The sequence below is a fragment of the Micromonospora sp. NPDC049139 genome, assembly GCF_055586845.1.
The window spans coordinates 32,214-56,907 of the sequence record NZ_JBVJHK010000021.1 but is presented as its reverse complement, the minus strand read 5'-3'; the positions used below and the strand labels follow the sequence as shown (position 1 = coordinate 56,907).

Genomic DNA, 24,694 nt, shown 5'->3' with positions numbered 1-24,694 from the left:
CAGGTCGCCCGGGACGAGCCAAAACGGCTCCGCCCAGGCCCTGGTGGGGCGTGCCCGGTCGGGCACGGGCCGGTCGGGCACGGGCCGGTCGGGCACGCCCCACCAGGGCGGGGAGTCGGCCGGCGCGTGCGGAGAGGCCCCGGTGCCGGCCGGGGGCACAGGGGGTCAGGCCCAGCCCTGCCGGCGGGCGAGCCAGGCGAGTGACTGCTCGCCGCTCCACCGCTGGTGCGCCGGCAGGTGCGGCGACGCCGTCGCGGGCGCCGAGGCGGCCGTGGTGAGAAAGTAGCCGGACAGGGCGGCCAGCGTGACGTCCAGCGCGTCCGGGGGCGCGCCCGCCGCCGCCGGATGCCGGGCGAAGAGCGCGTCGGCGTCCAGGCCGCCGGCGTACGCGGTGAGGAGCAGGCTGGCCAGGTCGAACCAGGCCGGACCGTGGCAGAGCCAGGTCCAGTCGCAGAGCCAGGCCCGGCCGGTCCCGTCGATCAGCACGTTGTCCAGCCGGAGGTCGCCGTGGATCAGGCCACTCGCCCCGGCGGCGTACCCGGGGAGGCGGGACTCCAGCGCGACCAGGTCGGGCAGGCGGTCGCGCACCCGCTCGGGCAGCGGCGGCGACGGCTCCCGGCCGGCGGCCACCTCGCCCCACCAGAGGATGTCCTCGCGGGCCAGGTCGGCGAGGTGGGGCAGCCCGAGCGCCGCCAGCGGGGCCGGGGGCGCGGCCAGCGCGGCGGCGACCTCGGCGTACCCGGCGAGGGTGGCGGTCAGCTCGGCCGGCTCCCAGGGCAGCCGGGGCGTGTGGCCGTCGACGGCGTCCAGGCAGAGCGCGAACCAGCCGGCCTCGTACAGCGTCCAGCGGGGGCGGGGAGCCGGCAGGCCGTCCGGGAGCCGGTCGAGGATCGCGGCCTCCCGGGCGTACCAGTCGACCAGGCGCGGTTGCTCGGCGGCGGACGCGGCCTTGACGAAGGCCCGGTCCCCGGCGGCGGTGGTGAGGACGGCGGCGAAGCCCCGGGTGAAGCCGGCGCCGGCCACGCGGGCGGCGACCACCGGGGCGCCGATCCGGACGGCGATCGCGGTGCGCAGGGCCGCGGGCAGCGTCTCCCACGCCGGTCGGCGGGCGGTGGCGTGGTACGGCACCGGGGGCGGGAACGTCGGGGGCACGCCACCATGCTGCACGAGGCACGGTGAACCGTGACGCGGGCCGCGACCCGTCGGGGTGTTCCCGCTGCGGCGGGACGGGCGGCGCGGTCTGCCAGACTGCCAGGCCATGAGGACCGACGACTTCTGGCAGTTGATCGACCGGGCCCGGGCGGGCGGCGGGGGAGAGCCGCACGCGGTCGCCGCGCGGGCCGTCGCCCTGCTCGCCGAGCGCGACCCGGACGACATCGTCGGGTACGCCCGCCACCAGGCCCGGGTGCTGTCGGCCTCGCACAAGGCCGACCTCTGGGGTGCGGCCTACCTGATCAACGGCGGGGTGTCCGACGAGGGCTTCCACCACTTCCGGGGCTGGCTGATGACCCAGGGGCGCGAGGTCTTCGCCCGCGCCGTCGGCGACCCGGACTCGCTGGCCGGGCTGCCGCAGGTGCGGGCGGCGTCGCTCAGCGGCGAGGAGTTCTCGGCAGAGGGGATGCTGGCGGTGCCGTGGGACGCCTACCGCAGGGCCACCGCCACCGAGCTGCCGGCGGACCGGGAGCCGGCGCCGGTGCCGGACCTCAACGACTTCTGGGACTTCGACGACGAGGAGGAGGCCAGGCGGCGGTTGCCCCGGCTCGCCGCCCTCTTCGTCGAGCCGCCCGCCGAGTGACGCCGGCCGGGGCCTCGGCGCGGTGACGCCGTGCGCCGGCGTGCCCGGCGTGGGGTCCGCGGGTGATCCTCGGCGGCGGGGATCGCCCGCGCAGCGGGCGCGCGGCGGCGACGTGGGAGCATAGAGGGGGCCGGCGTCGCGCCGGCCCGCTCACGTCAGCCGACCAGAACGGACCGCTGTGCCACCGACGCTCGATTCCGGCGCGAACGCTCCTGGTGCCACCGACCCGGCGCGCATCAGGAACTTCTGCATCATCGCCCACATCGACCACGGGAAGTCGACCCTGGCCGACCGGATGCTGCAGCTCACCGGCGTGGTCGACCCCCGGCAGATGCGTGCGCAGTACCTCGACCGGATGGACATCGAGCGCGAGCGCGGCATCACGATCAAGAGCCAGGCCGTCCGGATGCCCTGGACCGTCCGGGAGGGCGACCGGGCCGGCGAGACCGCCGTGCTCAACATGATCGACACTCCGGGCCACGTCGACTTCACCTACGAGGTTTCCCGGTCGCTGGCCGCCTGCGAGGGCGCGATCCTGCTGGTCGACGCCGCCCAGGGCATCGAGGCGCAGACCCTGGCGAACCTCTACCTGGCGCTCGAGAACGACCTGCACATCATCCCGGTGCTCAACAAGATCGACCTGCCGGCCGCCCAGCCGGAGAAGTACGCCGAGGAGCTGGCGCGCCTGATCGGCGGCGACCCGGCGGACTGCATCAGGGTCTCCGGCAAGACCGGCGAGGGCGTGCCGTACCTGCTCGACGAGATCGTCCGGCAGTTCAAGCCCCCGGTCGGCGACGCCGAGGCGCCCGCCCGCGCGATGATCTTCGACTCGGTCTACGACGTCTACCGGGGCGTGGTCACCTACGTCCGGGTCATCGACGGGCGGATCAGCGCGCGCGACCGGATCAAGATGATGTCCACCGCCGCCGTGCATGAGCTGCTGGAGATCGGCGTCATCTCGCCGGAGATGGTGAAGGCCGACGCGCTCGGCGTCGGCGAGGTGGGTTACCTGATCACCGGCGTGAAGGACGTCCGCCAATCCCGGGTGGGTGACACGGTCACCATCAACTCCCGGCCGGCCACCGAGGCCCTGGGCGGCTACAAGGACCCCAAGCCGATGGTCTACTCGGGCCTCTACCCGATCGACGGCTCCGACTACCCCAACCTGCGCGAGGCGCTCGACAAGCTCAAGCTCAACGACGCCGCGCTCGACTACGAGCCGGAGACGTCGGGTGCGCTCGGCTTCGGCTTCCGCTGCGGCTTCCTCGGCCTGCTGCACCTGGAGATCATCCGGGAGCGGCTGGAGCGCGAGTACAACCTCGACCTGATCTCGACCGCGCCGAACGTGGTCTACCGGGCCATCACGGAGGACGGCCAGGAGATCGTCGTGACGAACCCGAGCGAGTACCCCACGGGCAAGATCGCCGAGGTGTACGAGCCGGTCGTGCGCGCCACCGTGCTCACCCCGAACGACTACGTCGGCGCGGTGATGGAGCTCTGCCAGGGCCGCCGGGGGAGCCTGCTCGGCATGGACTACCTCTCCGCCGACCGGGTGGAGCTGCGCTACACGCTGCCCCTCGCGGAGATCATCTTCGACTTCTTCGACCAGTTGAAGAGCCGCACCAAGGGCTACGCCTCGCTGGACTACGAGCCCTCGGGCGAGCAGTCGTCCGACCTGGTCAAGGTCGACATCCTGCTGCACGGCGAGCCGGTGGACGCGTTCAGCGCGATCGTGCACAAGGACAAGGCGTACAACTACGGGGTCACCATCGCGGCGAAGCTGCGCAACCTGATCCCGCGCCAGCAGTTCGAGGTGCCGATCCAGGCGGCCATCGGCAGCCGCGTGATCGCCCGGGAGACCATCCGCGCGATCCGCAAGGACGTGCTCGCCAAGTGCTACGGCGGTGACATCAGCCGCAAGCGCAAGCTGCTGGAGAAGCAGAAGGAGGGCAAGAAGCGGATGAAGATGGTGGGCCGCGTGGAGGTCCCCCAGGAGGCCTTCATCGCCGCGCTCTCGTCCGACTCCGGGGACGGCAAGGCCCCCGGCAAGAAGTGACACGCCGCCGGCCCGCCGGCGGATGACGACGTACGACGGCCGGCGCCCCGGCCGGGCAGCGGACCTCGGTGGTCCCGCCCGGGCCGGGGCGTCGGCCGTTCGCGTCCGAAGAATTTCTGCGGCCCGCCCCGAGGACGGGCCGGCCCGCGACGGGACGGGCCGCCACCTGCGCGGACGGTTCCGCGGCGGTATTCGCCGCGGCGCGCCATTGACGGCCGACGCCGCCTGTCCGGGTGCGAACCGGTTTGGCTTTTCCACGACTCGGGCACATTGCGGTCACGACAGGAACACCACAGACCGTGGAATTGATTATTCGCAGAAGGAGGGCGACGTGGAGCTCACCGTTTGGGGCATCATCACTGCGCTCATCGTTGGTCTGATCGTCGGCGCTCTGGGTCGCCTGCTCGTGCCGGGCCGCCAGAACATGCCGATGTGGCTGCACATGCTGATCGGTGTCGGCGCCGCGCTGCTGGGCACCGTCCTGGCTCGGGCGATGGGCATCGCCACCGAGACCGCCGGTATCGACTGGGGGGAGCTGCTGGTCCAGGTCGTGCTGGCCGCCATCGCCGTGGCGCTGGTCGCCGGCGTGGGCCGTCGCCGCAGCGTCACCCACCGGTAACCCCCGCACCGCGTTCGACGGGCGTCCGACCACCGGGTCGGGCGCCCGTTTCGCGTCCGCCGACGGTCCGGTCGGCCTCCCGGACGCCCCCGGGCGGGCCGACCGGCGGGGGCGCGGCCCGCGTGAGCGTGTCCGGACTCCGCATTCCGGGGTGGGACGCCGCCCGGCCCTTTTTCGCGGTCGGCGTCCCGTCTGGGCGAGCGGGCCACCCGGTGTCCCGGAAAAGCCGGTTTGGGGCTGTGGCGGGCAGGGAACCTATCGGTCACGACAGGAACACCACAGATCGTGGAACTCATTTCTTTCATCCGAAGGAGGGCGACGTGGAGCTCACCGTTTGGGGCATCATCACTGCGCTCATCGTTGGTCTGATCGTCGGCGCTCTGGGTCGCCTGCTCGTGCCGGGCCGCCAGAACATGCCGATGTGGCTGCACATGCTGATCGGTGTCGGCGCCGCGCTGCTGGGCACCGTCCTGGCTCGGGCGATGGGCATCGCCACCGAGACCGCCGGTATCGACTGGGGGGAGCTGCTGGTCCAGGTCGTGCTGGCCGCCATCGCCGTGGCGCTGGTCGCCGGCGTGGGCCGTCGCCGCAGCGTCACCCACCGGTAACAATCACAGCCTGAACTCGACGGGCGTCCGACCGGCAGGTCGGGCGCCCGTTCGCGTGGGTACGACCGGATTCGCCCCGGTGCCGACCCCCGCAGGATCCTGCCCTGCGGTACCGTCGCCTCTCTTCCGCCGAACCGCCCACTGTCGTAAAGGATTTTTTCCTACTAAGGTGCGGCGGAGAAGGTTAGTGCCAAGTGGCGCGAGGGAGATATGGCGTGAACAGGTGGAAGCGGCTGGCCCCGGTCACCGCCGTCGTGGCCTCGGCCGCGATGGTGCTGGCCGGCTGCGGTGGCTCCGATGACGAGAAGGCCGCAGACAACAGCAAGCTGACGGTCTGGATGATGGGCGAGGGAAGCGAGGCCCAGACCAAGTTCCTCGACGGTGTCGAGGCCGAGTTCCGGCAGAAGCACCCGGACACCGACGTCGTGGTCCAGTACATCCCCTGGCTCGAGGCGCCGAAGAAGTTCCAGGCCGCCCTCGCCGGCGGTGAGGGGCCGGACGTCACCGAGCTGGGCAACACCGAGACCCAGGGCTGGGCGGCGCAGGAGGCGCTGGCCGACGTCACCGACAAGATGAACGGCTGGGCCGAGGGCAAGGACATCCTCCCCGACCTGGTGAAGAACGCGCAGCTCGACGGCAAGCAGTACGGCGTGCCGTGGTACGCCGGCGTCCGGGCGATGTACTACCGCACCGACTGGTTCGCCGAGGCGGGCGTGAAGCCGCCGACGAACTGGGACGAGCTGGTGGCCGCCGCCAAGGCCGTGCAGGCCAAGAAGCCGGGCAAGTACGGCATCGCCCTGCCGGGCAACTCCGAGCTGCCGTTCTACTCGTTCCTCTGGGGCGCGGGCGCCGAGATCGCCACCCAGCAGGGCGACACCTGGAAGTCCGGCTACACCACGCCGGAGGCGCAGAAGGCCGTCAAGTTCTGGACCGACCTGGTGACGGTGCACAAGGTGGCGCCGCCGGCCGCCGCGGGCTGGAACGAGATCGACGCCCGGACCCAGTTCGCCACCGGCAACGCGGCGATGGCCTTCGGCGGCAGCTGGCAGCAGGGCGCCATCAAGAAGGACAACCCGGAGATCGAGAAGGTCTGGGGCACGTTCCCGATCCCCGGCCCGGACGGCAAGGCCGCGCCCGGCTTCGCCGGCGGCTCCGACATCGCGATCTGGAAGGACAGCGAGCGGCAGAGCCTCGCGTGGGACTACCTGACCGTGCTGCTGAGCAAGAAGAACGACCAGGCCTTCGCCGACAGCCTCGGCTTCTTCCCGGTCTACAAGGACCTGGTCGGTGGCGACAAGTACGCCAGCGACAAGATCATGGCGGCGTTCGCCACCACGATGCAGAACACCAAGCTCACGCCGCTCACCCCGAAGTGGGTGGAGGTCAGCCGCACCAAGACGGTGACCCAGGCGATGAACAGCTCGGTCATGAAGGGTCAGAAGACGGTCGAGAAGGCTACCGCCGACGCGGCCGCGGAGATGGAAAGCATCCTCAACGCCAAGTGACCACGCTGACCGAGGCGCCGGAGGCGGCCGCCGCGCGGGAGACCCCCGCGCGGCGGCGCCGCCGGGTGGACCGCCTGCCCTACCTGCTGCTCCTGCCCTGCCTGGTGATCATCGGCGTGCTGCTGCTCTGGCCGCTCGGCCAGGTGGTGGTGATGTCCTTCCACCAGCTCAACAACGTCCGCCAGCTACGCGGTGACCGCGAGTGGCCGTGGGTGGGGTTCGGCAACTACGCCGAGATCCTCGGCGACCCGTTCTTCCTGACGGTGCTGCGCAACACCGTCCTCTTCGCCGCCGCCAACGTCGTGCTCACCATGATCCTGGGCACCCTGGTCGGGCTGCTGCTCAACCGGCTCGGCAAGCGGATGGCCACCTTCGTCGCCAGTTGCGTGATGCTCGCCTGGGCCACCCCGGCGCTGACCGGCACGATCGTCTGGAAGTGGATCTTCGACGACACCAGTGGCCTGGTCACCTGGCTGTTCAACGCGCTGCCCGACGGGCTTTCGCAGAGCCTCTTCGGGCGCAGCGACTGGACCGGGTACGGCTGGTTCAACTCGCCCCTGTTGTTCTTCTCGATCCTGACCCTGGTGGTGGTCTGGCACTCGTTCCCGTTCATCGCGGTCAGCGTGCTGGCCGGGCTGAAGAGCGTGCCGAGCGAGCTGCACGAGGCGGCGCGGGTCGACGGCGCCGGGCCGTGGAGGGTGTTCTGGAAGATCACCTTCCCGCTGCTGCGGCCGGTGTTCGGGATCCTGATCGTGCTCTCCACCATCTGGGACTTCAAGGTCTTCACCCAGCAGTTCGTGCTGGCCGGCGGCACGCAGGACCGGCCGACGTTCATGCTCTCCATCTACTCGTACGCGGAGGCGTTCTCGCCCCCGCCCAAGTACGGCCTCGGCGCGGCGATCGCGGTGATCCTCACCCTGATCCTGCTGGTGGTGACCGGCCTCTACGTCCGCATGGTGCTCAAGCAGGAGGAGGACGCGTGACGCGACGCGGAGGCGGTGCAGGCGTGAAGAGGATCGCCCTCAACGGCGCGGGGCTGCTGGTCGCGCTCTTCGCCGCGTTCCCGGTCTACTGGATGATCGCCACCTCGCTGAAGCCGAGTTCGGAGATCTTCTCGTCCACGCCCCGGCCGGTGCCGTCCGAGCCGACGCTGGAGCACTACCGGCAGATCCTCACCGGCAACCTGATCCCGGGCGTGACCTTCGCCGACTTCTTCCTCAACAGCGCGCTGGTCGCGGTCTCCACGGTGCTGCTCAGCGGCCTGGTCGCGCTGCTCGCCGCGACCGCCGTGGCCCGGTTCCGGTTCAAGCTGCGGACCACCTTCCTGATCATGCTGCTGGTGGTGCAGATGATCCCGCTGGAGGCGCTGGTCATCCCGCTGTTCCTGATGATCCAGCGGCTGGGGCTCTACAACACCCTGCCCAGCCTGATCCTCACCTACCTCGGCTTCTCGCTGCCGTTCGCGGTCTGGATGCTGCGGGGCTTCGTCGCCGCCGTGCCGAAGGAGCTGGAGGAGGCCGCCGCCATCGACGGGGCGAGCCGGGCGCAGACCTTCCGGAAGGTCCTCTTCCCGCTGGTGGCCCCCGGCCTGGTGGCGACGAGCATCTTCTCGTTCATCACCGCCTGGAACGAGCTGATCTTCGCCCTGACCTTCATCAACGACCAGGAGAGCTACACCCTGCCGGTCGCGATGACGTTCTTCTTCGGCCGCGACGACACCGCCTGGGGCCCCGTGATGGCCGCCTCCACGCTGTTCACCCTGCCGGTGATCATCTTCTTCCTGCTGGTGCAGCGGCGGATGGTCTCGGGCCTGGTGGCCGGCGCCGTCAAGGGCTGACGCCCGCGTGAGGAAGGGTCCCTGGTCGACGCACCGCGTTGACCAGGGACCCTTCTTTTGCCCCCTCCGGGCGCGTCCGCGGGGCGGGCTAGGCTGACCGCCATGACGGGCAGGCTGGCAGCGGTGAACCTCGGCGGTGTGACCGAGGCGGAGTGGGCGGGCGACGCGAGCGGGCGCACCGGCATCGACAAGCGGCCGGTGGACGGCCCCGTGCTGTTGCGCGCCGACGGGGTGGCCGGCGACTTCATCGGCGAGCGCGCCCACCACGGCGGCCCGGACCAGGCGGTCTACGCGTACGCCGAGGAGGACGCCGGCTGGTGGGCGACCGAGCTGGGCCGCGCCATCAGTCCCGGCGGGTTCGGCGAGAACCTGACCACGTACGCGGTCGACGTGACCGGAGCGGTGATCGGCGAGCAGTGGGCGATCGGGTCGGCGCTGCTCCAGGTGACCAAGCCCCGGACGCCGTGCACCACCTTCGCCGGCTTCTGGGGCGTACCGGACCTGATCAAGCGGTTCACGGTGCGGGCGAAGCCCGGGGCGTACCTGCGGGTGCTGCGCGAGGGCGAGGTCGGCCCGGGTGACCCGGTCGAGGTGGTCGACCGGCCCGCGCACGGGGTGACGATCGGCGAGGTGTTCCGGGCGTTGAATTTGGAGCCCGACCTGCTGCCCCGGCTGCTCGACGCGCCGGAACTGCCCGAGCCGATCCAGGAGAAGGTGCGCCGCCGCCTCGCCCGCCGCGGCTGACCCGCCGCCTCGTCGGCTGACCTGCCGCCTCGTCGGCGGTACGGGTGCCGGAGGCGTGGGAACGCGGAACGGGCCCCGTCCCGTGGGGGAGGGGGCCCGTTCGGTGTCGCCTCGGCGGGAGCCGGGTTACCGGCTCAGCGGAGCCAGGGGATGCTGCGGTCGAGCAGGCCGCGCTGCTTGAGCTCCTTGCGCAGCGGGATCTCGTCGTCGATGTAGCCGTCCCAGTTGATGCCCCAGTAGTTGGCGGTGTGGGTGCCCTCGCCGCAGAGCTGGCGCTGCACCGGCGTGCGGTTGGCCCACCACTCGCCGTCCTTGTCGATGTGTAGCTCGTCCAGCGGGCGGATCCACCGGTAGGTGTAGCCGACGAAGAGCATCTTGCGCGTGATGGTCGACAGGTTGGTCGACCGGGAGTGCCACTGGCGGCGGTCGAAGATGAAGGCGTCACCGGGGTTCGCGGTGATCTCCACCGTGCCCTCCGGGTCCGGGTTGTGCACGGAGGTGTCCTCCGGGCGCGGCAGCGAGTTCCACAGGTGGCTGCCCGGGATCACCTTGGTGGCGCCCCGGCCGTTCTCCGACAGGTCGGAGAGCACGTAGGCCACCTTGAGGGAGAACATCGGCCGGGGAAGGTTCGGGTCCATCGTCTCCGGGTCGGAGTTCTGCCGGTACCCGTCCTGGTGCCAGCCCCAGTACGGCTTCTCCGGCTCCAGCGCCGGCGGGGTGACGTCCAGGTGGTTGTGGTGGGTGTAGATGTTCCAGCCGGCGAGGCCCCACATGTACGGGAAGGCGATCGGGTGGGTCAGCAGGTCGCCGAAGAGCTCGTCCCGCTCCAGGAAGCCCAGCAGGTGCAGGGTGCCGTCCTTGGTGGTGTTGCCCTTGGCCTTCTCCTCGGCGTAGACGCGGTCGACCGCCGCCTCCAGCGCCGCCCGGTGGTCCTCCGTCAGGACGTTGCGCAGCAGGAGGAAGCCCTGCTCGTGGAACTCCTTGCGGTCGGTGTCACTGATCGGTTCGTAACCGGTCCGGTCGCCGTAGTCGAACACCTCGACGTCCCCTCCCCATCGGGCGAAAACCATTGCTGGCACAGGCCGCCGATCGTAACGCGCTGGTTCCGGTGCGGGGTACTACCCCGCGTGATATACGACCGTTGCCCGAACTGTGGGGAGTTGAACCGCTACAATCCGTAGCCCCGCAAGCGGTCACCGAGGCTTATGTCCGGGAATGACGGATTGTGCGGTGACTGCCGGTAAGGAGATGGGAGTCCCTACGCCTCGGCGAAGACCTCGGCGACCACCCGGTCGCCGGCCGCGTCGTCACCGACCTGGTTCCAGGTGCCGTCGCGGGCCGTCCACTCCAGGCCGCCGAAGCGCACCCGCTTCACCCCGTGGTCGTGCGCGTGGGAGACGAGCCAGTGCGCGTACCGCCAGCCCCGACGCTCGTCGGCGGCGGGGACCGTGAGGCCGGTCAGGTCCGCCGCGGTGGTGGCGGCGGCCAGGCCCCAGTCCAGCGACAGCCCGCGGGTCAGCGCGGTCGCCGCGGCTGCCCCGCGCATCGCCGGGTCGCGGCCCACCGTGCAGGCCACCGCGCCGGTGGCGTGCCCGAGCAGGGCCCGCGTCAGCACCTCCGACTCGTCCGCCCACTTCTGGTACGCCTCTGGGAAGGCGGAGCGCTGCACCTTCTGCGCCGCGTCGGTGACCCGCATCCGCTCCCAGCCGCGCACCTTCTTCAGCGCGGCGTAGAACCGGTTCGCCGCGTACCGGGGGTCGCGGATCTCCTCCGGGCTGCCCCAGCCCTGGCTCGGGCGCTGCTGGAACAGCCCCACGGAGTCGCGGTCGCCCCCGGCGAGGTTGCGCAGGCCGGATTCCTGGTACGCGGTGGCCAGCGCCACCACGACGGCCCGCTCGGGCATCTTCCGCTGGATGCCGATCGCCGCGATCGTCGCCGCGTTGGCCATCTGGTCGGCGTCCAGGGCCACCCGGCCGTCCGCCTGCACCGTGCACGTCCGGCTGGACAGCGGCAGGCGCAGCTGCCCACCCACCTGCCGGATGACGAGCCAGATTCCGACCACGGCGACGAGGACGAGGACGACGCCGCCCGCCACGACTGCCCGAGTTCGCACCCACACCCCCTGTTCGACAGTCCGACAAGCGTACGTCCCCCGTGGTGCCCGCCGGGGTCGTCCGACCGGTTCCGGCCGGCCCGCCGAGGTTGGCACCGGCCTGCGGCGCCCGCCCGAGAGCGCCGAACGGCCCCGGGGGGGCGGGCCCGGATGTTCCCGTTTCCCGCGCGGCCTCACCTCTCCCGACGGACGCGGTCGACGGCGTCCCCTACCGCCTGTCGGTCGACGGCGTCCCCGCCTGCCTACCGGTCGACGGCGTCCCCTTCGGCGGCGGGAACCCAGCGGGCCGGTCGCTTCTCCCGGAACGCCAGCACGCCCTCGCGGCCCTCCTCCGAGAGGAAGTACCCGGTCGAGAGGGTGGACAGCCCGGCGATCTCCTCCCGCAGGTCGGTCGCGGGCGGCCGGCGCAGCAGTTGCTTCGCCCCGGCCAGCGCGCCCGGCGCACCCCGGACCAGCGAGTCGCAGTAGGTGGCGACGGCGGCGTCCAGCCCGTCGGCCGGCACGGCGGCGGTGACCAGGCCGATCTCCGCGGCGCGCCGGCCGTCGAAGGTGTCCCCGGTCAGGTAGAGCTCGGCCGCCGCGCGGGGGTGCAGCCGGGGCAGCACGGTCGCGGAGATCACCGCCGGGATCACCCCGAGCCGCACCTCGGTGAAGGCGAACGTCGCCTCCTGCGCGCACACCGCCAGGTCGGCCGCCGCGATCAGGCCCAGCCCGCCGGCCCGCGCCGGGCCGGCCACCCTCGCCACCACCGGCTTCGGGCACTCCCAGACCGCCGCGAGCACGTCACCCAGCATCCCGGCCGGCACGCTCCCGCTGGCGTACGCGGCGGCGGTCTCCTTGAGATCCGCGCCCGAGCAGAAGACCGGCCCGGTGTGGTCCAGCACGACCACGCGGACGGCCTCGTCGGCGACCGCCTCGGCCAGGCCGGCCAGCAGCTGGGTCATCAGCGGTGTGGAGAGCGCGTTGCGGTTGTGCGGGCTGTCCAGGGTGAGGGTGGTCACCCCACGGGCCGTGGCGGCCCGCACGAGCACGTCGGGAGAGGTCATGCCGGGCACACTAGTGGCCATGCCCGGCGTCCTTCCAGAAGGCGAAACCGTCCCCGTCGACGGCTCGCTGCCCGCCGCCGCCACCCGCGCGGTCGGCGCGCGCGGCTTCGGCGTGTACGTGCACGTCCCGTTCTGCGCCAGCCGTTGCGGCTACTGCGACTTCAACACGTACACCGCGGCCGAGCTGGGCGGCGGGGCGAGCCGGGAGGGGTACGCCGACACCGTGCTGGCCGAGCTGGCGCTCGCCGGCCGGGTGCTGGGCGACGCCCCGCCGCCCCGGGTCGACACGGTCTTCGTCGGCGGCGGCACCCCGACCCTGCTTCCCGCCGACGACCTGGCCCGGATCCTCGACGGCATCGACCGCACCTGGGGGCTCGCGCCCGACGCCGAGGTGACCACCGAGGCCAACCCGGAGTCGGTGACCCCGGAGTCCCTGCGGGCCCTGCGGGCAGCCGGCTACACCCGGATCTCGCTGGGCATGCAGTCCGCCGCGCCGGGGGTGCTGGCGATCCTCGACCGCACGCACAGCGCCGGCCGGGCCACCGCCGCCGCCAGGGAGGCCCGCGACGCCGGGTTCGAGCACGTCAACCTCGACCTCATCTACGGCACGCCGGGGGAGAGCGAGGACGACTTCGCCGCCTCCCTCGACCAGGTCGTCGCCGCCGGGGTGGACCACGTCAGCGCGTACGCCCTGATCGTGGAGGACGGCACCCGGCTCGCCGCCCGGATGCGGCGCGGCGAGCTGGCGTACCCCTCCGACGACGTCGCCGCGGACCGCTACCTGGCCGCGGAGGCCGCCCTCGACGCGGCCGGTTTCTCCTGGTACGAGGTGTCGAACTGGGCCCGCGGCGACGCGGCCCGGTGCCGGCACAACCTGCTCTACTGGACCGGCGCCGACTGGTGGGGCCTCGGCCCGGGGGCGCACAGCCACGTCGGCGGCGTGCGCTGGTGGAACGTGAAGCATCCCACGACGTACGCGAAGCGGCTGGCCGGCGGCGAGTCGCCCGGCCTGGCCCGGGAGGTGCTCACCGCCGACGAGGCGCACATGGAGGACGTCATGCTCCGGCTGCGGCTCGCCTCCGGGCTGCCGCTGGACGCCCTCGACGACGCGGGCCGGGCCGGCGCCGAGCGGGCGCTCGCCGACGGCCTGCTGGCCGGCCCCGACCACGCGGCGGGCCGGGCCGTGCTGACCCTGCGGGGGCGGCTGCTCGCCGACGCGGTCGTCCGCGACCTGCTGCCCTGAGGCCCCGCCGTGCGGCGGCGCGGCCGGAGAGGCCCACGCCGTGTGGCGGCGCGTGGCCGGTCCGGCCGGGGGAGCGGCCGGCCCGGCTCACCTGGTGAAGCTGTAGGCCATCGGGTAGCGGTAGAGCACGCCCTCGTTGGCCTTGACCCCGGCGACGATCCCGAAGATCAGCGGCACCAGCCAGACGAGCATCGGGACGAAGAACAGGATCCCGCAGGTGATCAGGGTGAGCACCCAGCTCAGCACGCCCACGATCGCCCAGGTGATCTGGAAGTTCAGCGCCGCGACGGCGTGCGCCCGGACGGTCGGCGACTGTTGTCCCCTGGCCATCAGCGCGATGAGCGGTGCGACCCAGCCGAGCAGGCCACCGCCGACGATCACCCCGGCCGCGCCGCCGAAGTGGGCGATCAGGGCCCAGTTCTTGTCCTCGTTGTTGGCGTAGCCGCCGGTGGGCGCGCCGTAGCCGCCGCCGGTCGGATAGCCGGCCCCCGGCGGGGGGTAGCCGCCCGGCGGGGGATAGCCACCGGGCGGCGGGTAGCCACCCGGCGGAGGGTAGCCGCCCGACGGCGGTTGGTCACCGGTGGGCGGCGGATAGCCACCGGGCGGGGGATAGCCGCCCGGGCCCGGTGCCCCGGACAGTGGTGCGGTGGGTTCGTCGGAGCCGGCCGGCCCGGGAACCCCCGACGGAGCGGCCGGGTCCGGCCGGTCGCCGGGGTCCCCCGCTCCGGGAGGGCGAGGTGGTTCAGTCATGGACGTCACGGTAGGGGCCGTGGGCAAGGCCGCACCAGGGCGACTCCGACCGGGATGTCCGGATGATCGGCTCTGGCGCCGCCGCCACGGGCCGGGTGGCGCCGGTCGGATCGCCGTCCCAGGTTGATCATCGCGTCGGCGGGCGCGCCGACGTAGACTGGCACTCGTCCGCAGCGAGTGCCAGCAACCCGCCCGCCCCTCGGGGCGCGGGGGTCCGACGTGCGACAGGAGGTGGGGAACGATGGGTCTCGACGACCGCAAGCTCGCCGTGCTGCGCGCGATCGTCGAGGACTACGTCGCCACGCAGGAGCCCGTCGGCAGCAAGGCGCTGGTCGAGCGGCACCAGCTCGGGGTCTCCCCGGCGACCGTCCGCAACGACATGGCCGTGCTGGAGGAGGAAGGCTACATCCGCCAGCCGCACACCAGCGCCGGCCGGGTGCCCACCGACCGCGGCTACCGGCTCTTCGTGGACCGGCTGTCCAGGGTCAAGCCGCTCAGCCCGGCCGAGCGCCGCGCGATCGAGCGCTTCCTGGTCGGCGCGGTCGACCTCGACGACGTGGTGCACCGCACCGTACGGCTGCTGGCGCAGCTGACCCGGCAGGTCGCCGTGGTGCAGTACCCGAGCCTGGCCCGCTCCTCCGTCCGCCACCTGGAGCTGGTGCCGATCTCCACGACCCGGCTGATGCTGGTCATGATCGCCGACACCGGCCGGGTCGAGCAGCGGCTGGTCGAGCTGCCCGGGCCGATCCCCGCCGACGACGTCACGGACCTGCGCCGGCTGGTCAACGAGAAGCTGGTCGGCACCCGGCTGTCCGAGACCCCGCCGCTGGTGCAGGCGCTGGTCGAGGAGTCGGTGCCGCACCTGCGGCCGGCCATGACCACCCTCTCCACCGTGCTGCTGGAGACGCTGGTCGAGCGGCACGAGGAGCGGATCGCGCTGGCCGGCACGGCCAACCTCACCCGCGGCGGCCTGCTCGACTTCCAGGGCTCGCTGCGCCCCATCCTGGAGGCGCTGGAGGAGGAGGTCGTGCTGCTCAAGCTCATCGGCGAGGCGGAGCCGAGCACGACCCGGGTGCTGATCGGCGACGAGAACGAGATCGACAACCTGCGCGCCGCCTCGGTGGTCAGCACCGGCTACGGGCCGGGCGCGACGATCGTGGGCGGGCTCGGCGTGCTCGGGCCGACCCGGATGGACTACCCCGGCACCATCGCCACGGTGAGGGCCGTGGCACGCTACGTGGGCGAGCTGCTGGCCCAGAACTGACCAGTCAGGGCCGACGGCCGGCTCCGGCCGACGACCGGCGCAACGCGAGACGAACATGAGGACACGGAACGCAGTGGCCAGGGACTACTACGGCATTCTCGGGGTGAGCCGGGAAGCCTCCGACGACGAGATCAAGCGTGCCTACCGAAAGCTGGCGCGGCAGTTCCATCCGGACGTCAATCCGGACCCGGAGGCACAGGAGAAGTTCAAGGACATCAACGCCGCGTACGAGGTCCTCTCGGACGACCGGAAACGGCAGATCGTCGACCTGGGCGGCGACCCGCTCGCCCCGGGCGGCGGGGGCGCGGGCGGCCCGGGCGGTCCCGGCGGCGCCGGCCCGTTCGTCGGCTTCCAGGACATCATGGACGCGTTCTTCGGCGGCGCGGCCGGCGGGTCGCGGGGCCCGCGACCGCGGACCCGGCCGGGCGCCGACGCGATCCTGCGGCTGGAGCTGGACCTGAACGAGACCGCGTTCGGCGTCGAGGCGCCGATCACCGTCGACACCGCCGTACTCTGCACCACCTGCTCCGGCGCCGGCACCGCGGCCGGCACCCACCTGGCCACCTGCGAGGCGTGCGGCGGCCGGGGCGAGGTGCAGTCGGTGCAGCGCACCTTCCTCGGTCAGGTGGTCTCCGCCCGCCCCTGCACCGTCTGCCAGGGCTACGGCACCACCATCCCGCACCCCTGCCCGACGTGCGCCGGCGACGGCCGCGTCCGCACCCGGCGTTCGCTGACCGTCAAGATCCCCGCCGGGGTCGAGGACGGCATGCGCATCCGGCTGGCCCAGCAGGGCGAGGTCGGCCCGGGCGGCGGCACCGCCGGCGACCTATACGTCGAGATCCACGAGCGGCCGCACGACGTCTACTCCCGCAAGGGCGACGACCTGCACTGCCGGGTCACCGTGCCGATGACCGCCGCCGCCCTCGGCACCCGGCTGACCATCAAGACGCTGGACAGCGAGGAGACGGTCGACGTCAAGGCCGGCACCCAGCCGGGCAGCACGCTGCGGCTGCGCGCCCGGGGCGTGCCGCACCTGCGCGGCACCGGCCGGGGTGACCTCTACGTCCACCTCGACGTGCGCACCCCGACGAAGCTCGACGCCGACCAGGAGCGGATGCTGCGCGACTTCGCCAAGACCCGGGGCGAGGAGGTCGCCGAGCTGACCAAGCAGGGCGGCTTCTTCTCCCGGATGCGCGACGCCTTCAACGGCCACGCCTGACCCGCACGCCCCGGGCCGCCGCGCTCCGCGGCGGCCCGGCGGCTCCACCGCCCTCGGCGCCCCGGCGGCCGCCGGGGCGGCTAGCCTGATCGTCGTGTCCGCGCCGCTGTTCCTGGTCGAGTCGCTGCCCACCGCCGACCGGCTGACCCTCGACGGCCCCGAGGGGCACCACGCCGCCACCGTGCAGCGGCTCCGCGTCGGCGAGGAACTGCTGCTCGCCGACGGGCGGGGCGGCACCGCCGCCGCCGTGGTGACCGCCGTCGGCCGCGGCACCCTCGACCTGGAGATCACCTCCCGGGGGTTCGTCGACGCCTCCGTCCCGCGCCTGGTCGTGGTGCAGGGCATCGCCAAGGGCGACCGGGGCGAGCTGGCCGTACAGGCGATGACCGAGGTCGGGGTGGACGAGATCGTTCCCTGGGCGGCGGCCCGCTCGGTCACCCAGTGGCGCGGCGACCGGGGCGTACGGGCGCGGGAGAAGTGGGCGGCGACCGCCCGGGAGGCGGCCAAGCAGGCCCGGCGCGCCTGGCTGCCCGTGGTGGCGGGGACGCCGGACGAGTCCACCGCCCAGGTCGCGCGCCGCATCGGCGGGGCCGCCGCGGCGTTCGTGCTGCACGAGGAGGCACAGGAGCGGCTGACCACCGCCGAGCTGCCCGCCACGGGCGAGATCGTCCTGGTCGTCGGGCCGGAGGGCGGGATCGCCGACAGCGAGCTGGACACCTTCACCGGGGCCGGGGCCCGCGCCGTCCGCCTGGGCCCGTCGGTGCTGCGCACCTCGACGGCCGGCGTGGCCGCCCTCGCGGTGCTCGCCACCCGCCTCGCCCGCTGGTGACGCTCAGCTACGCAGGTAGGAGGCGCCGTTCAGGTCGACGATGGTGCCGGAGGCCCACTCCGCCTGCGGGGAGGCGAGCCAGTGCACGGCGGCGGCGATCTCCTCGGGGCGGGCCACCCGGTTGAACGGGCTCTGCGCCCGGATGGCGGCGCCCCGCTCCCCGCGCAGGTGCTCCGTGGTCATGTCGGTCTCGACGAAGCCCGGGGCCACCGTGGCGACGCTGATGCCGTACGGGGCCAGGGCCACCGCCAGCGACTGCCCCAGCGCGTTCAGCCCCGCCTTGCTCGCCCCGTACGCCGGCTGGTCCGGCTCGCCCCGGAAGGCGCCCCGGGAGGAGACGTTGACGATCCGGCCGCCCCGGTCGCGCATGTGCTGGGCGGCGCACCAGATGACGTTGCCCGCGCCGGTCAGGTTGGTCTCCACCACCTGCCGCCACTGCGCGCGCCACTGCGCGTAGGAGGCGCCGAAGACCGGGTGCGGGGCGTCCCGGTCGCCGTACACCCCGGCGTTGTTGACCAGCACGTCCAGCCCGCCCAGCAGGCCGGCCGCCTCGTCCACCATGGCCCGTACGGCGTCCGGGTCGGTCAGGTCGGCGCGGACCACCACGTGGCCCTCGCCGGGCAGTTCGGCGCGCAGCCGCCCGGCCGCCTCCGCCGAGTCGCGGTGGTGGATCGCCACCCGGTCCCCGCTCGCCGCGAACGCCGTCGCCACCGCCCGCCCGATGCCGCGCGAGGCCCCCGTCACCAGTACCGCCCGTGAAGTCACGCCGGCCATCATGCCCGGTCGGCCCCCAGGTGTAAGGAAGGGGCCCTTCCTCTACCGAAAGCGATAACAAGGTGCCCTTCCTTACACTGCCCCGATGGGAACCGACTGCCTGTTCTGCCGCATCGTCGCCGGGGAGATCCCGGCCACCGTCGTGCGGGAAACCGCCACCACGCTCGCCTTCCGCGACATCGGCCCGAAGGCGCCGGTGCACGTGCTGGTCATCCCGAAGGAGCACTACGCCGACGTGGCGACGCTCGCCCAGGGCGACCCGGCGCTGGCCGGCGAGGTGCTCGCCACGGCAGCCGCGGTGGCCGAGGACGAGGGGCTGCTCGGCGACGGCTTCCGGCTGATGTTCAACACCGGCGCGTACGGCGGCCAGGAGGTCTTCCACGCGCACGCGCACGTGCTCGGTGGGGCGCCGCTCGGGCCGATGCTGGCCCGGGACCTCGCGTGACGGCGGTCGACGACCGCCTGGCCCGGCTGGTGCGCCAGGTCCAGGCGCAGGCTCGCGTACCGGCCGTGTCGGCGGCCCTGCACCGGGCCGACCGCCCGCTGTGGACGTGCACGGTCGGCGGCACCGGCAACGACACCGAGCTGGGGCCGGGCACCCGGTTCCGGATCGGCTCGGTCACGAAGACGTTCACCGCCGTGCTGACGCTCCAGTGCCGCGACGACGGCCTGCTCGACCTGGACGACCCGCTGGGCCGCCACCTGGACCTGCCGGCCCACGGCGAGCTGACCGTGCGCCGGCTGCTGTCGCACACCGCCGGCCTGCAACGGGAGCCGTACGGCGACGTCTGGGACAGCCTGCGCGCGCCCGACGTCGACGAGCTGGTCGCCGACCTCGCCCGGGCCGAGCGGGTGCTGCCGCCGGGCCGCCGCTACCACTACTCCAACCTCGGTATGGCGCTGCTCGGCCGGCTCGTCGGCCACCTGCGGGGCGGCACCTGGGCGGAGGTGCTCGCCGAGCGGGTGCTGACCCCGCTGGGGCTGGCCGACACCTCGGTGACGCCGGGCCCGCACGCCGCGACCGGTTTCCTGGTCGACGCGTACTCCGACGAGGCGCACCCGGAGCCGCCCACGGACTTCGGCGCGGTGGGGCCGGCGGCGCAGCTCTGGAGCACCGCCACCGACATGGCCCGCTGGGCGGCCTTCCTCGCCGACCCGGCGGCGCTGGACCCGGCGGGCGCGGTGCTCACCCCGGCCACGCTGGAGGAGATGCGCTGGCCGGCGACGGTCACCGACGAGACGCTCTGGGCCGGCGGCTTCGGGCTCGGGCTGATCCTGGTGCCGCAGGGCAAGCGGACCATGCACGTCGGGCACGACGGCGCGATGCCCGGCTTCCTGGCCGGCGTCTACGGCCGGCGCGGCGGCGAGGGGACGCCCGGCGCGATGGGCGTCGCCGTGCTCGGCTCCTCCGGCACCGCCGGCGAGGTCCTCGACCTGCCACACCGGCTGCTGGCCGCCGCCGTCGAGCACGACCCGGCCGACGTCGCGCCGTGGCGGCCGGGCCCACCCGCCCCCGAGGGCGTACGCGGGCTGCTGGGCCGCTGGTGGGGCGAGGGCTTCGAGTACGTCTTCTCGTGGCACGACGGCGCGCTGCGGGCCCGGGGCGCCGACGACCCGGCGGGGAAGCCGCCGGCGGTCTTCGCGCCACTGCCCGACCAGCCGGACGTGTACCGCACGGTCTCCGGGCGTGAGGTGGGCGAGCTGCTGCGGCTCACCCGGGACGAGCGCGGCGCGGTGGTCCGGATGCACTGGGCGACCTACCGGTTCACCCGTACCCAGGAGACCTTCGACCGGTACGACTTCCGCGCCGGCTCCTGACGGGCGCGTACGGGCGGGGCGGGGCCGGCGCGGGCCGCGTCCCGTCCGTGCCGTCCCGCACGCGCGGAAATGGGCGCGGTGCCGCCGCTGTTGAGCAGATACGATGGGGGCAACGTCAGCGCGCCGCGCCAGCAGGCCCGGCGCCGAGATCGAGAGCAGGTGGCGCAGGGCCCCTCGGCCCGACCTATGACCGGCACCCCACCTCCCGGCCCGCCCCGGGTGCAGACCAGGATCACCGTTCCGGATTCCAAGATCATGGTCAACCTGCTCGGCGCGGGTGACGAGATCCTGCGACTGGTCGAGCGCTCGGTCAACAGTGACGTGCACGTCCGGGGCAACGAGATCACCATCACCGGCGCCCCCGCCGACAATGCCCTCGCCGAGCGGATCTTCAGCGAGCTGCTCGAACTCATCGAGAAAGGCGAGACCCTGACCACTGACGCCGTCCGGCGTACCGTCGGCATGCTCGAGCAGGGCGGCGCCGAGCGGCCCGCCGAGGTCCTGACGCTCAACATCCTCTCCCGGCGCGGCCGCACCATCCGCCCCAAGACGCTGGGTCAGAAGCGCTACGTCGACGCGATCGACGCGCACACCATCGTCTTCGGCATCGGCCCCGCCGGCACCGGCAAGACCTACCTGGCCATGGCCAAGGCCGTCCAGGCGTTGCAGGCCAAGCAGGTCAACCGGATCATCCTCACCCGGCCGGCGGTCGAGGCGGGGGAGCGGCTCGGCTTCCTGCCCGGCACGCTCAACGAGAAGATCGACCCCTACCTGCGCCCGCTCTACGACGCGCTGCACGACATGCTCGACCCGGACTCCATCCCCAAGCTGATGGCGGCGGGCACGATCGAGGTCGCGCCGCTGGCGTACATGCGGGGGCGTACCCTCAATGACGCGTTCATCATCCTCGACGAGGCGCAGAACACCACGCCCGAGCAGATGAAGATGTTCCTGACCCGGCTCGGCTTCGGTTCCAAGATCGTCGTCACCGGTGACGTCACCCAGGTCGACCTCCCCGGCGGCACGACCAGCGGCCTGCGGGTGGTCCGGGAGATCCTGGAGAACGTCGAGGACGTGCACTTCGCCCAGCTCTCCAGCTCGGACGTGGTCCGCCACCGGCTGGTCGGGGAGATCGTCGACGCGTACGCCCGCTGGGACGCCGAGCGGGAGAACCAGCAGGCGCAGAGCGTGCACGCCGTGCCCGGGCGGACAGCCCAGGGCGGCCGGGCCGGCCGGCGCCGCTAGACCATCGAGGGAAGACTGTTGTCCATCGAGATCGCCAACGAGTCCGGCGTCGACGTCGACACCGACGCCGTGCTCGCCGTCGCCCGGCACGCCCTCGACGAGATGGGGGTCAACCCCCTCGCCGAGCTGTCCGTGCTGCTGGTCGACATCGACTACATGACCGAGCTGAACCACCGGTGGATGGGCGGCGACGGCCCGACCGACGTGCTCGCCTTCCCCATGGACGAGGGCAGCGTCGACCACGGGCCCGGCGAGTCGACCGCCGCCGGCGAGCCGGCGCTGCTCGGCGACATCGTGCTCTGCCCGGAGGTGGCGGCCAAGCAGGCGGCCACCGCCGGCCACTCCGCCGCCGACGAGCTGCACCTGCTCACCGTGCATGGCGTGCTGCACCTGCTCGGCTACGACCACGCCGAGCCGGAGGAGGAGCGGGAGATGTTCGCGCTCCAGGCCCGACTGCTGGCGAGCTGGCGGTCGACCCGGTCCCGGTGATGGACACCCCGACACTGGCGGCCGGCGCCACCGGCCTGCCCGACCTGCAACTGCTGGTCTCCGCGGCCGGCCTGGTGGTGCTGGCCGGCCTGATCGCGATGACCGAGGCGGCCCTCGCCGCGGTCTCGCCCGCCCGCGCCGCCGAGCTGGCCCGCGACGGCGTACGGGGCGCGCGCACGCTCCAGGCCGTCGCCGGGGACGTGGTCCGCCACCTCAACCTGCTCCTGCTGCTGCGGCTGCTCGCCGAGCTGACCGCCACCACGCTGGTGGCGCTCGTCGCGGTGGACACCTTCGGCGCGGGCTGGCGCGCGGCGCTGGTCACCGCCGGCGCGATGACCGTGATCAGTTTCGTGGTGGTCGGGGTCGCTCCGCGCACCCTCGGCCGGCAGCACGCGTACGTGGTCGGGCGGTCCGTCGCGCCCCTGGTCCGCTGGCTGGGCCGGGCGCTGAACCCGCTCGCCTCGCTGCTGATCCTGATCGGCAACGCGGTAACCCCGGGGCGCGGCTTCCGGGAGGGGCCGTTCGCCACCCAGGTGGAGCTGCGCGAGCTGGTCGACCTGGCCGAGCAGCGCGGTGTCGTGGAGCACGGCGAGCGCCAGATGATCCACTCCGTCTTCGCGCTCGGCGACACGATCGCCCGCGAGGTGATGGTGCCGCGCACCGAGATGGTGTGGATCGAGGAGCGCAAGACGCTCTCCCAGGCGCTGGCGCTCTTCCTGCGCTCCGGGTTCTCCCGGATCCCGGTCATCGGCGAGAGCGTCGACGACGTGCTCGGCGTGCTCTACCTCAAGGACCTGATCCGGCGCACCCAGGGCGGCGCGCCGGAGGACCGCCGGCTCCCGGTCGCCGAGCTGATGCGCCCCGCCACCTTCGTGCCGGAGTCCAAGCCGGTCGACGACCTGCTCTCGGAGATGCAGGCCGCCCGCAACCACCTGGTCATCGTCGTCGACGAGTACGGCGGCACCGGCGGGCTGGTCACCATCGAGGACATCCTGGAGGAGATCGTCGGAGAGATCACCGACGAGTACGATGTCGAGCGCCCGCCGGTCGAGCACCTCGACGACGGGGCGGTGCGGGTCACCGCGCGGCTCCCGGTGGAGGACCTGGGCGAGCTGTTCGACACCGAGCTGCCCGCCGACGAGGTGGAGACCGTCGGCGGCCTGCTCGCCCAGTCCCTGGGCCGCGTCCCGATCCCGGGGGCGCAGGTCGAGGTCGCCGGGCTCCGGCTGGTCGCCGAGGGCACCACCGGCCGACGCAACCGGATCGACACCGTGCTGGTGAACCGGGTGGAGTCGACCGACACGCAGGACGGCCCGGGCCGCGGCGAGCACGCCGAGCCCCGGGGCGACACGAACCGATCCGAGGAGAGGCAACCCGCCGATGCCTGAGTCACCCGCCGTACCGGCCGCCCGGCCCACCCCGTCCGACCCGATCGAGCTGAGCGCCGAGGACGGCAAGCTGGTCGTCCTGGCCCGGGGCGCGCGCGGCCGGGTGGGCGCCGTGGAGGGCGCGGCGGTACGCGACCAGGACGGGCGGACGTACGCCGCGGCCAGCGTCTCGCTGCCCTCGCTGACGATCACCGCGCTCCAGCTCGCGGTGGCCTCGGCGGCGGCGGCCGGCGCGAGCCGGCTGGAGGCCGCCGTGGTGGTGACCGAGGCGTCGACGCTGGACGGCGCCGGGCACGCGGCGGTGCGGGACCTCGCGGTCGACGCGCCGATCCACGTGGCCGCGCCGGACGGCACCGTCCTGGGCACGGTGGTCGAGTGAGCGGGCGGACGGCTGCCGGCGAGCGGGGCGGGGTCGCGGCGTGAGCGACCTGGAGCAGCGCCCCTACCGGGCCGGTTTCGCCTGTTTCGTCGGCCGCCCGAACGCCGGGAAGTCGACGCTGACCAACGCGATCGTCGGGCAGAAGATCGCCATCACCTCGAACAAGCCGCAGACCACCCGGCACGTCATCCGGGCCGTCCTGCACCGCCCGGACTCCCAGCTCGTGCTGGTCGACACCCCGGGCCTGCACCGCCCCCGCACGCTGCTCGGCGAGCGCCTCAACGACCTGGTCCGACAGACCTGGAGCGAGGTCGACGTGATCGGCCTCTGCATCCCGGCGGACGAGCCGATCGGGCGCGGCGACCGGTTCATCACCGGCGAGCTGGCCGAGCTGAAGGCCACGGTGCTGGCGGTGGTCACCAAGACCGACCTGGTGGACCGCAGGCGGCTGGCCGAGCAGTTGCTCGCCGTCAGCGAGCTGGGCGAGTTCGCCGAGGTGGTGCCGGTCAGCGCGGTCTCCGGGCACCAGGTGGACACGCTCGTCGAGGTGATGACCCGCTACCTGCCCGAGTCGCCGCAGCTCTACCCGGACGACATGCTCACCGACGACCCGGAGCAGGTGCTGGTCGCCGAGCTGATCCGGGAGGCGGCCCTGGAGGGCGTCCGGGACGAGCTGCCGCACTCCATCGCGGTGGTCGTCGAGGAGATGGTCCCCGAGGGCAAGCTCATGAAGATCTACGCCGACGTGTACGTCGAGCGGCCCAGCCAGAAGGCGATCGTGATCGGCCACCGGGCCAGCCGGCTCAAGGCGGTCGGCACGACGGCGCGGCGGCAGATCGAGGAGCTGCTCGGCACCCGGGTCTACCTCGACCTGCACGTCCGGGTGGCGAAGGACTGGCAGCGGGACCCGAAGCAGCTGCGCAAGCTGGGGTTCTGACCGGTTGCCGGGCCGGGTGCGCCCGGCCCGGCAACC

Annotated in this window: 25 protein-coding genes; 19 read left to right on the top strand and 6 right to left on the bottom strand. The window is 73.2% G+C overall.

Annotated features, from left to right (window positions below; all coding sequences use genetic code 11):
* Positions 1–165 precede the first annotated feature (165 nt).
* Positions 166–1,167, bottom strand: coding sequence for a phosphotransferase family protein (locus ACZ6Q9_RS28270; protein WP_393269319.1), 1,002 nt, complete (start codon positions 1,165–1,167; stop codon positions 166–168).
* Between the two features lie 91 nt (positions 1,168–1,258).
* Between ACZ6Q9_RS28270 and ACZ6Q9_RS28265 the strand changes: the two genes are divergently transcribed.
* The 8 genes from ACZ6Q9_RS28265 to ACZ6Q9_RS28230 all read left to right on the top strand — a co-directional run bounded on the left by ACZ6Q9_RS28265 (position 1,259) and on the right by ACZ6Q9_RS28230 (position 9,164).
* A complete protein-coding gene (locus tag ACZ6Q9_RS28265) occupies positions 1,259–1,795 on the top strand; it encodes a DUF4240 domain-containing protein (RefSeq protein ID WP_393269322.1) in 537 nt (178 codons plus the stop codon).
* Positions 1,796–1,973: 178 nt separating this feature from the next.
* Positions 1,974–3,851 carry a translation elongation factor 4 gene (gene lepA, locus ACZ6Q9_RS28260; RefSeq protein WP_393269325.1) on the top strand — a complete coding sequence of 626 codons (1,878 nt, stop codon included), beginning with the start codon at positions 1,974–1,976 and terminating at the stop codon, positions 3,849–3,851.
* A 331-nt stretch (positions 3,852–4,182) separates the two neighbouring features.
* Complete coding sequence (locus tag ACZ6Q9_RS28255) at positions 4,183–4,470, top strand: GlsB/YeaQ/YmgE family stress response membrane protein (RefSeq protein ID WP_091104043.1); 288 nt, start codon at positions 4,183–4,185, stop codon at positions 4,468–4,470.
* Between the two features lie 320 nt (positions 4,471–4,790).
* Positions 4,791–5,078, top strand: a complete 288-nt coding sequence (locus ACZ6Q9_RS28250; protein WP_091104043.1) for a GlsB/YeaQ/YmgE family stress response membrane protein — start codon at positions 4,791–4,793, stop codon at positions 5,076–5,078.
* A gap of 215 nt (positions 5,079–5,293) precedes the next feature.
* Positions 5,294–6,583 (top strand): sugar ABC transporter substrate-binding protein, encoded by a 1,290-nt coding sequence (locus ACZ6Q9_RS28245; RefSeq protein WP_393269331.1) that lies wholly within the window; start codon positions 5,294–5,296, stop codon positions 6,581–6,583.
* Positions 6,580–7,566 carry a carbohydrate ABC transporter permease gene (locus ACZ6Q9_RS28240; RefSeq protein ID WP_393269334.1) on the top strand — a complete coding sequence of 329 codons (987 nt, stop codon included), beginning with the start codon at positions 6,580–6,582 and terminating at the stop codon, positions 7,564–7,566. Before ACZ6Q9_RS28245 ends, ACZ6Q9_RS28240 begins: the two co-directional genes overlap by 4 nt.
* Before the next feature lie 23 nt (positions 7,567–7,589).
* The gene (locus ACZ6Q9_RS28235; protein ID WP_357704552.1) at positions 7,590–8,420 is read left to right on the top strand and encodes a carbohydrate ABC transporter permease; all 831 of its coding nucleotides are present in this window, start codon (positions 7,590–7,592) and stop codon (positions 8,418–8,420) included.
* A 102-nt stretch (positions 8,421–8,522) separates the two neighbouring features.
* Positions 8,523–9,164 (top strand): MOSC domain-containing protein, encoded by a 642-nt coding sequence (locus ACZ6Q9_RS28230; protein WP_396830335.1) that lies wholly within the window; start codon positions 8,523–8,525, stop codon positions 9,162–9,164.
* A gap of 134 nt (positions 9,165–9,298) precedes the next feature.
* Here the strand turns inward: ACZ6Q9_RS28230 and ACZ6Q9_RS28225 are convergent, their stop codons facing one another.
* The 3 genes from ACZ6Q9_RS28225 to ACZ6Q9_RS28215 form a co-directional block, all read right to left on the bottom strand.
* Positions 9,299–10,234, bottom strand: coding sequence for a phytanoyl-CoA dioxygenase family protein (locus ACZ6Q9_RS28225; protein WP_350710905.1), 936 nt, complete (start codon positions 10,232–10,234; stop codon positions 9,299–9,301).
* Positions 10,235–10,422: 188 nt separating this feature from the next.
* On the bottom strand, positions 10,423–11,283 hold the full coding sequence (locus tag ACZ6Q9_RS28220; RefSeq protein WP_393269340.1) for a hypothetical protein: 861 nt from the start codon (positions 11,281–11,283) through the stop codon (positions 10,423–10,425).
* A 236-nt stretch (positions 11,284–11,519) separates the two neighbouring features.
* On the bottom strand, positions 11,520–12,323 hold the full coding sequence (locus tag ACZ6Q9_RS28215) for an enoyl-CoA hydratase-related protein (RefSeq protein ID WP_396830334.1): 804 nt from the start codon (positions 12,321–12,323) through the stop codon (positions 11,520–11,522).
* A gap of 19 nt (positions 12,324–12,342) precedes the next feature.
* On the opposite strand from ACZ6Q9_RS28215, the gene hemW reads away from it, so the two are divergent.
* Entirely contained in the window at positions 12,343–13,566 is a 1,224-nt protein-coding gene (gene hemW, locus ACZ6Q9_RS28210; RefSeq protein ID WP_393269442.1) for a radical SAM family heme chaperone HemW, read from the top strand.
* Between the two features lie 87 nt (positions 13,567–13,653).
* Here the strand turns inward: hemW and ACZ6Q9_RS28205 are convergent, their stop codons facing one another.
* Complete coding sequence (locus tag ACZ6Q9_RS28205; protein ID WP_396830333.1) at positions 13,654–14,316, bottom strand: DUF4870 domain-containing protein; 663 nt, start codon at positions 14,314–14,316, stop codon at positions 13,654–13,656.
* A gap of 241 nt (positions 14,317–14,557) precedes the next feature.
* Here ACZ6Q9_RS28205 and hrcA point away from each other — a divergent pair, with 241 nt between their 5' ends.
* From hrcA to ACZ6Q9_RS28190, 3 genes are all read left to right on the top strand, one after another.
* Complete coding sequence (gene hrcA, locus ACZ6Q9_RS28200; protein ID WP_393269349.1) at positions 14,558–15,580, top strand: heat-inducible transcriptional repressor HrcA; 1,023 nt, start codon at positions 14,558–14,560, stop codon at positions 15,578–15,580.
* Positions 15,581–15,653: 73 nt separating this feature from the next.
* On the top strand, positions 15,654–16,799 hold the full coding sequence (dnaJ, locus tag ACZ6Q9_RS28195; RefSeq protein ID WP_350710901.1) for a molecular chaperone DnaJ: 1,146 nt from the start codon (positions 15,654–15,656) through the stop codon (positions 16,797–16,799).
* 94 nt (positions 16,800–16,893) lie between these two features.
* Positions 16,894–17,628 (top strand): 16S rRNA (uracil(1498)-N(3))-methyltransferase, encoded by a 735-nt coding sequence (locus tag ACZ6Q9_RS28190; protein ID WP_393269352.1) that lies wholly within the window; start codon positions 16,894–16,896, stop codon positions 17,626–17,628.
* Positions 17,629–17,631: 3 nt separating this feature from the next.
* On the opposite strand, the gene ACZ6Q9_RS28185 is transcribed toward ACZ6Q9_RS28190, so the two are convergent.
* Positions 17,632–18,393, bottom strand: coding sequence for an SDR family NAD(P)-dependent oxidoreductase (locus ACZ6Q9_RS28185; protein ID WP_393269354.1), 762 nt, complete (start codon positions 18,391–18,393; stop codon positions 17,632–17,634).
* Positions 18,394–18,487: 94 nt separating this feature from the next.
* Here ACZ6Q9_RS28185 and ACZ6Q9_RS28180 point away from each other — a divergent pair, with 94 nt between their 5' ends.
* The 7 genes from ACZ6Q9_RS28180 to era all read left to right on the top strand — a co-directional run bounded on the left by ACZ6Q9_RS28180 (position 18,488) and on the right by era (position 24,658).
* Positions 18,488–18,847 carry a histidine triad nucleotide-binding protein gene (locus tag ACZ6Q9_RS28180; protein ID WP_357702713.1) on the top strand — a complete coding sequence of 120 codons (360 nt, stop codon included), beginning with the start codon at positions 18,488–18,490 and terminating at the stop codon, positions 18,845–18,847.
* Positions 18,844–20,220, top strand: coding sequence for a serine hydrolase domain-containing protein (locus ACZ6Q9_RS28175; RefSeq protein WP_393460302.1), 1,377 nt, complete (start codon positions 18,844–18,846; stop codon positions 20,218–20,220). Before ACZ6Q9_RS28180 ends, ACZ6Q9_RS28175 begins: the two co-directional genes overlap by 4 nt.
* Before the next feature lie 186 nt (positions 20,221–20,406).
* Positions 20,407–21,465, top strand: a complete 1,059-nt coding sequence (locus tag ACZ6Q9_RS28170) for a PhoH family protein (protein ID WP_393269360.1) — start codon at positions 20,407–20,409, stop codon at positions 21,463–21,465.
* Between the two features lie 18 nt (positions 21,466–21,483).
* The gene (ybeY, locus tag ACZ6Q9_RS28165; RefSeq protein ID WP_350684821.1) at positions 21,484–21,954 is read left to right on the top strand and encodes an rRNA maturation RNase YbeY; all 471 of its coding nucleotides are present in this window, start codon (positions 21,484–21,486) and stop codon (positions 21,952–21,954) included.
* Positions 21,930–23,342, top strand: a complete 1,413-nt coding sequence (locus ACZ6Q9_RS28160) for a hemolysin family protein (RefSeq protein WP_396830374.1) — start codon at positions 21,930–21,932, stop codon at positions 23,340–23,342. Before ybeY ends, ACZ6Q9_RS28160 begins: the two co-directional genes overlap by 25 nt.
* Complete coding sequence (locus tag ACZ6Q9_RS28155) at positions 23,335–23,721, top strand: cytidine deaminase (RefSeq protein ID WP_350710790.1); 387 nt, start codon at positions 23,335–23,337, stop codon at positions 23,719–23,721. The genes ACZ6Q9_RS28160 and ACZ6Q9_RS28155 overlap by 8 nt, the downstream gene beginning before the upstream one ends.
* Positions 23,722–23,761: 40 nt before the next feature.
* The gene (era, locus tag ACZ6Q9_RS28150) at positions 23,762–24,658 is read left to right on the top strand and encodes a GTPase Era (RefSeq protein WP_393269364.1); all 897 of its coding nucleotides are present in this window, start codon (positions 23,762–23,764) and stop codon (positions 24,656–24,658) included.
* Positions 24,659–24,694 lie beyond the last annotated feature (36 nt).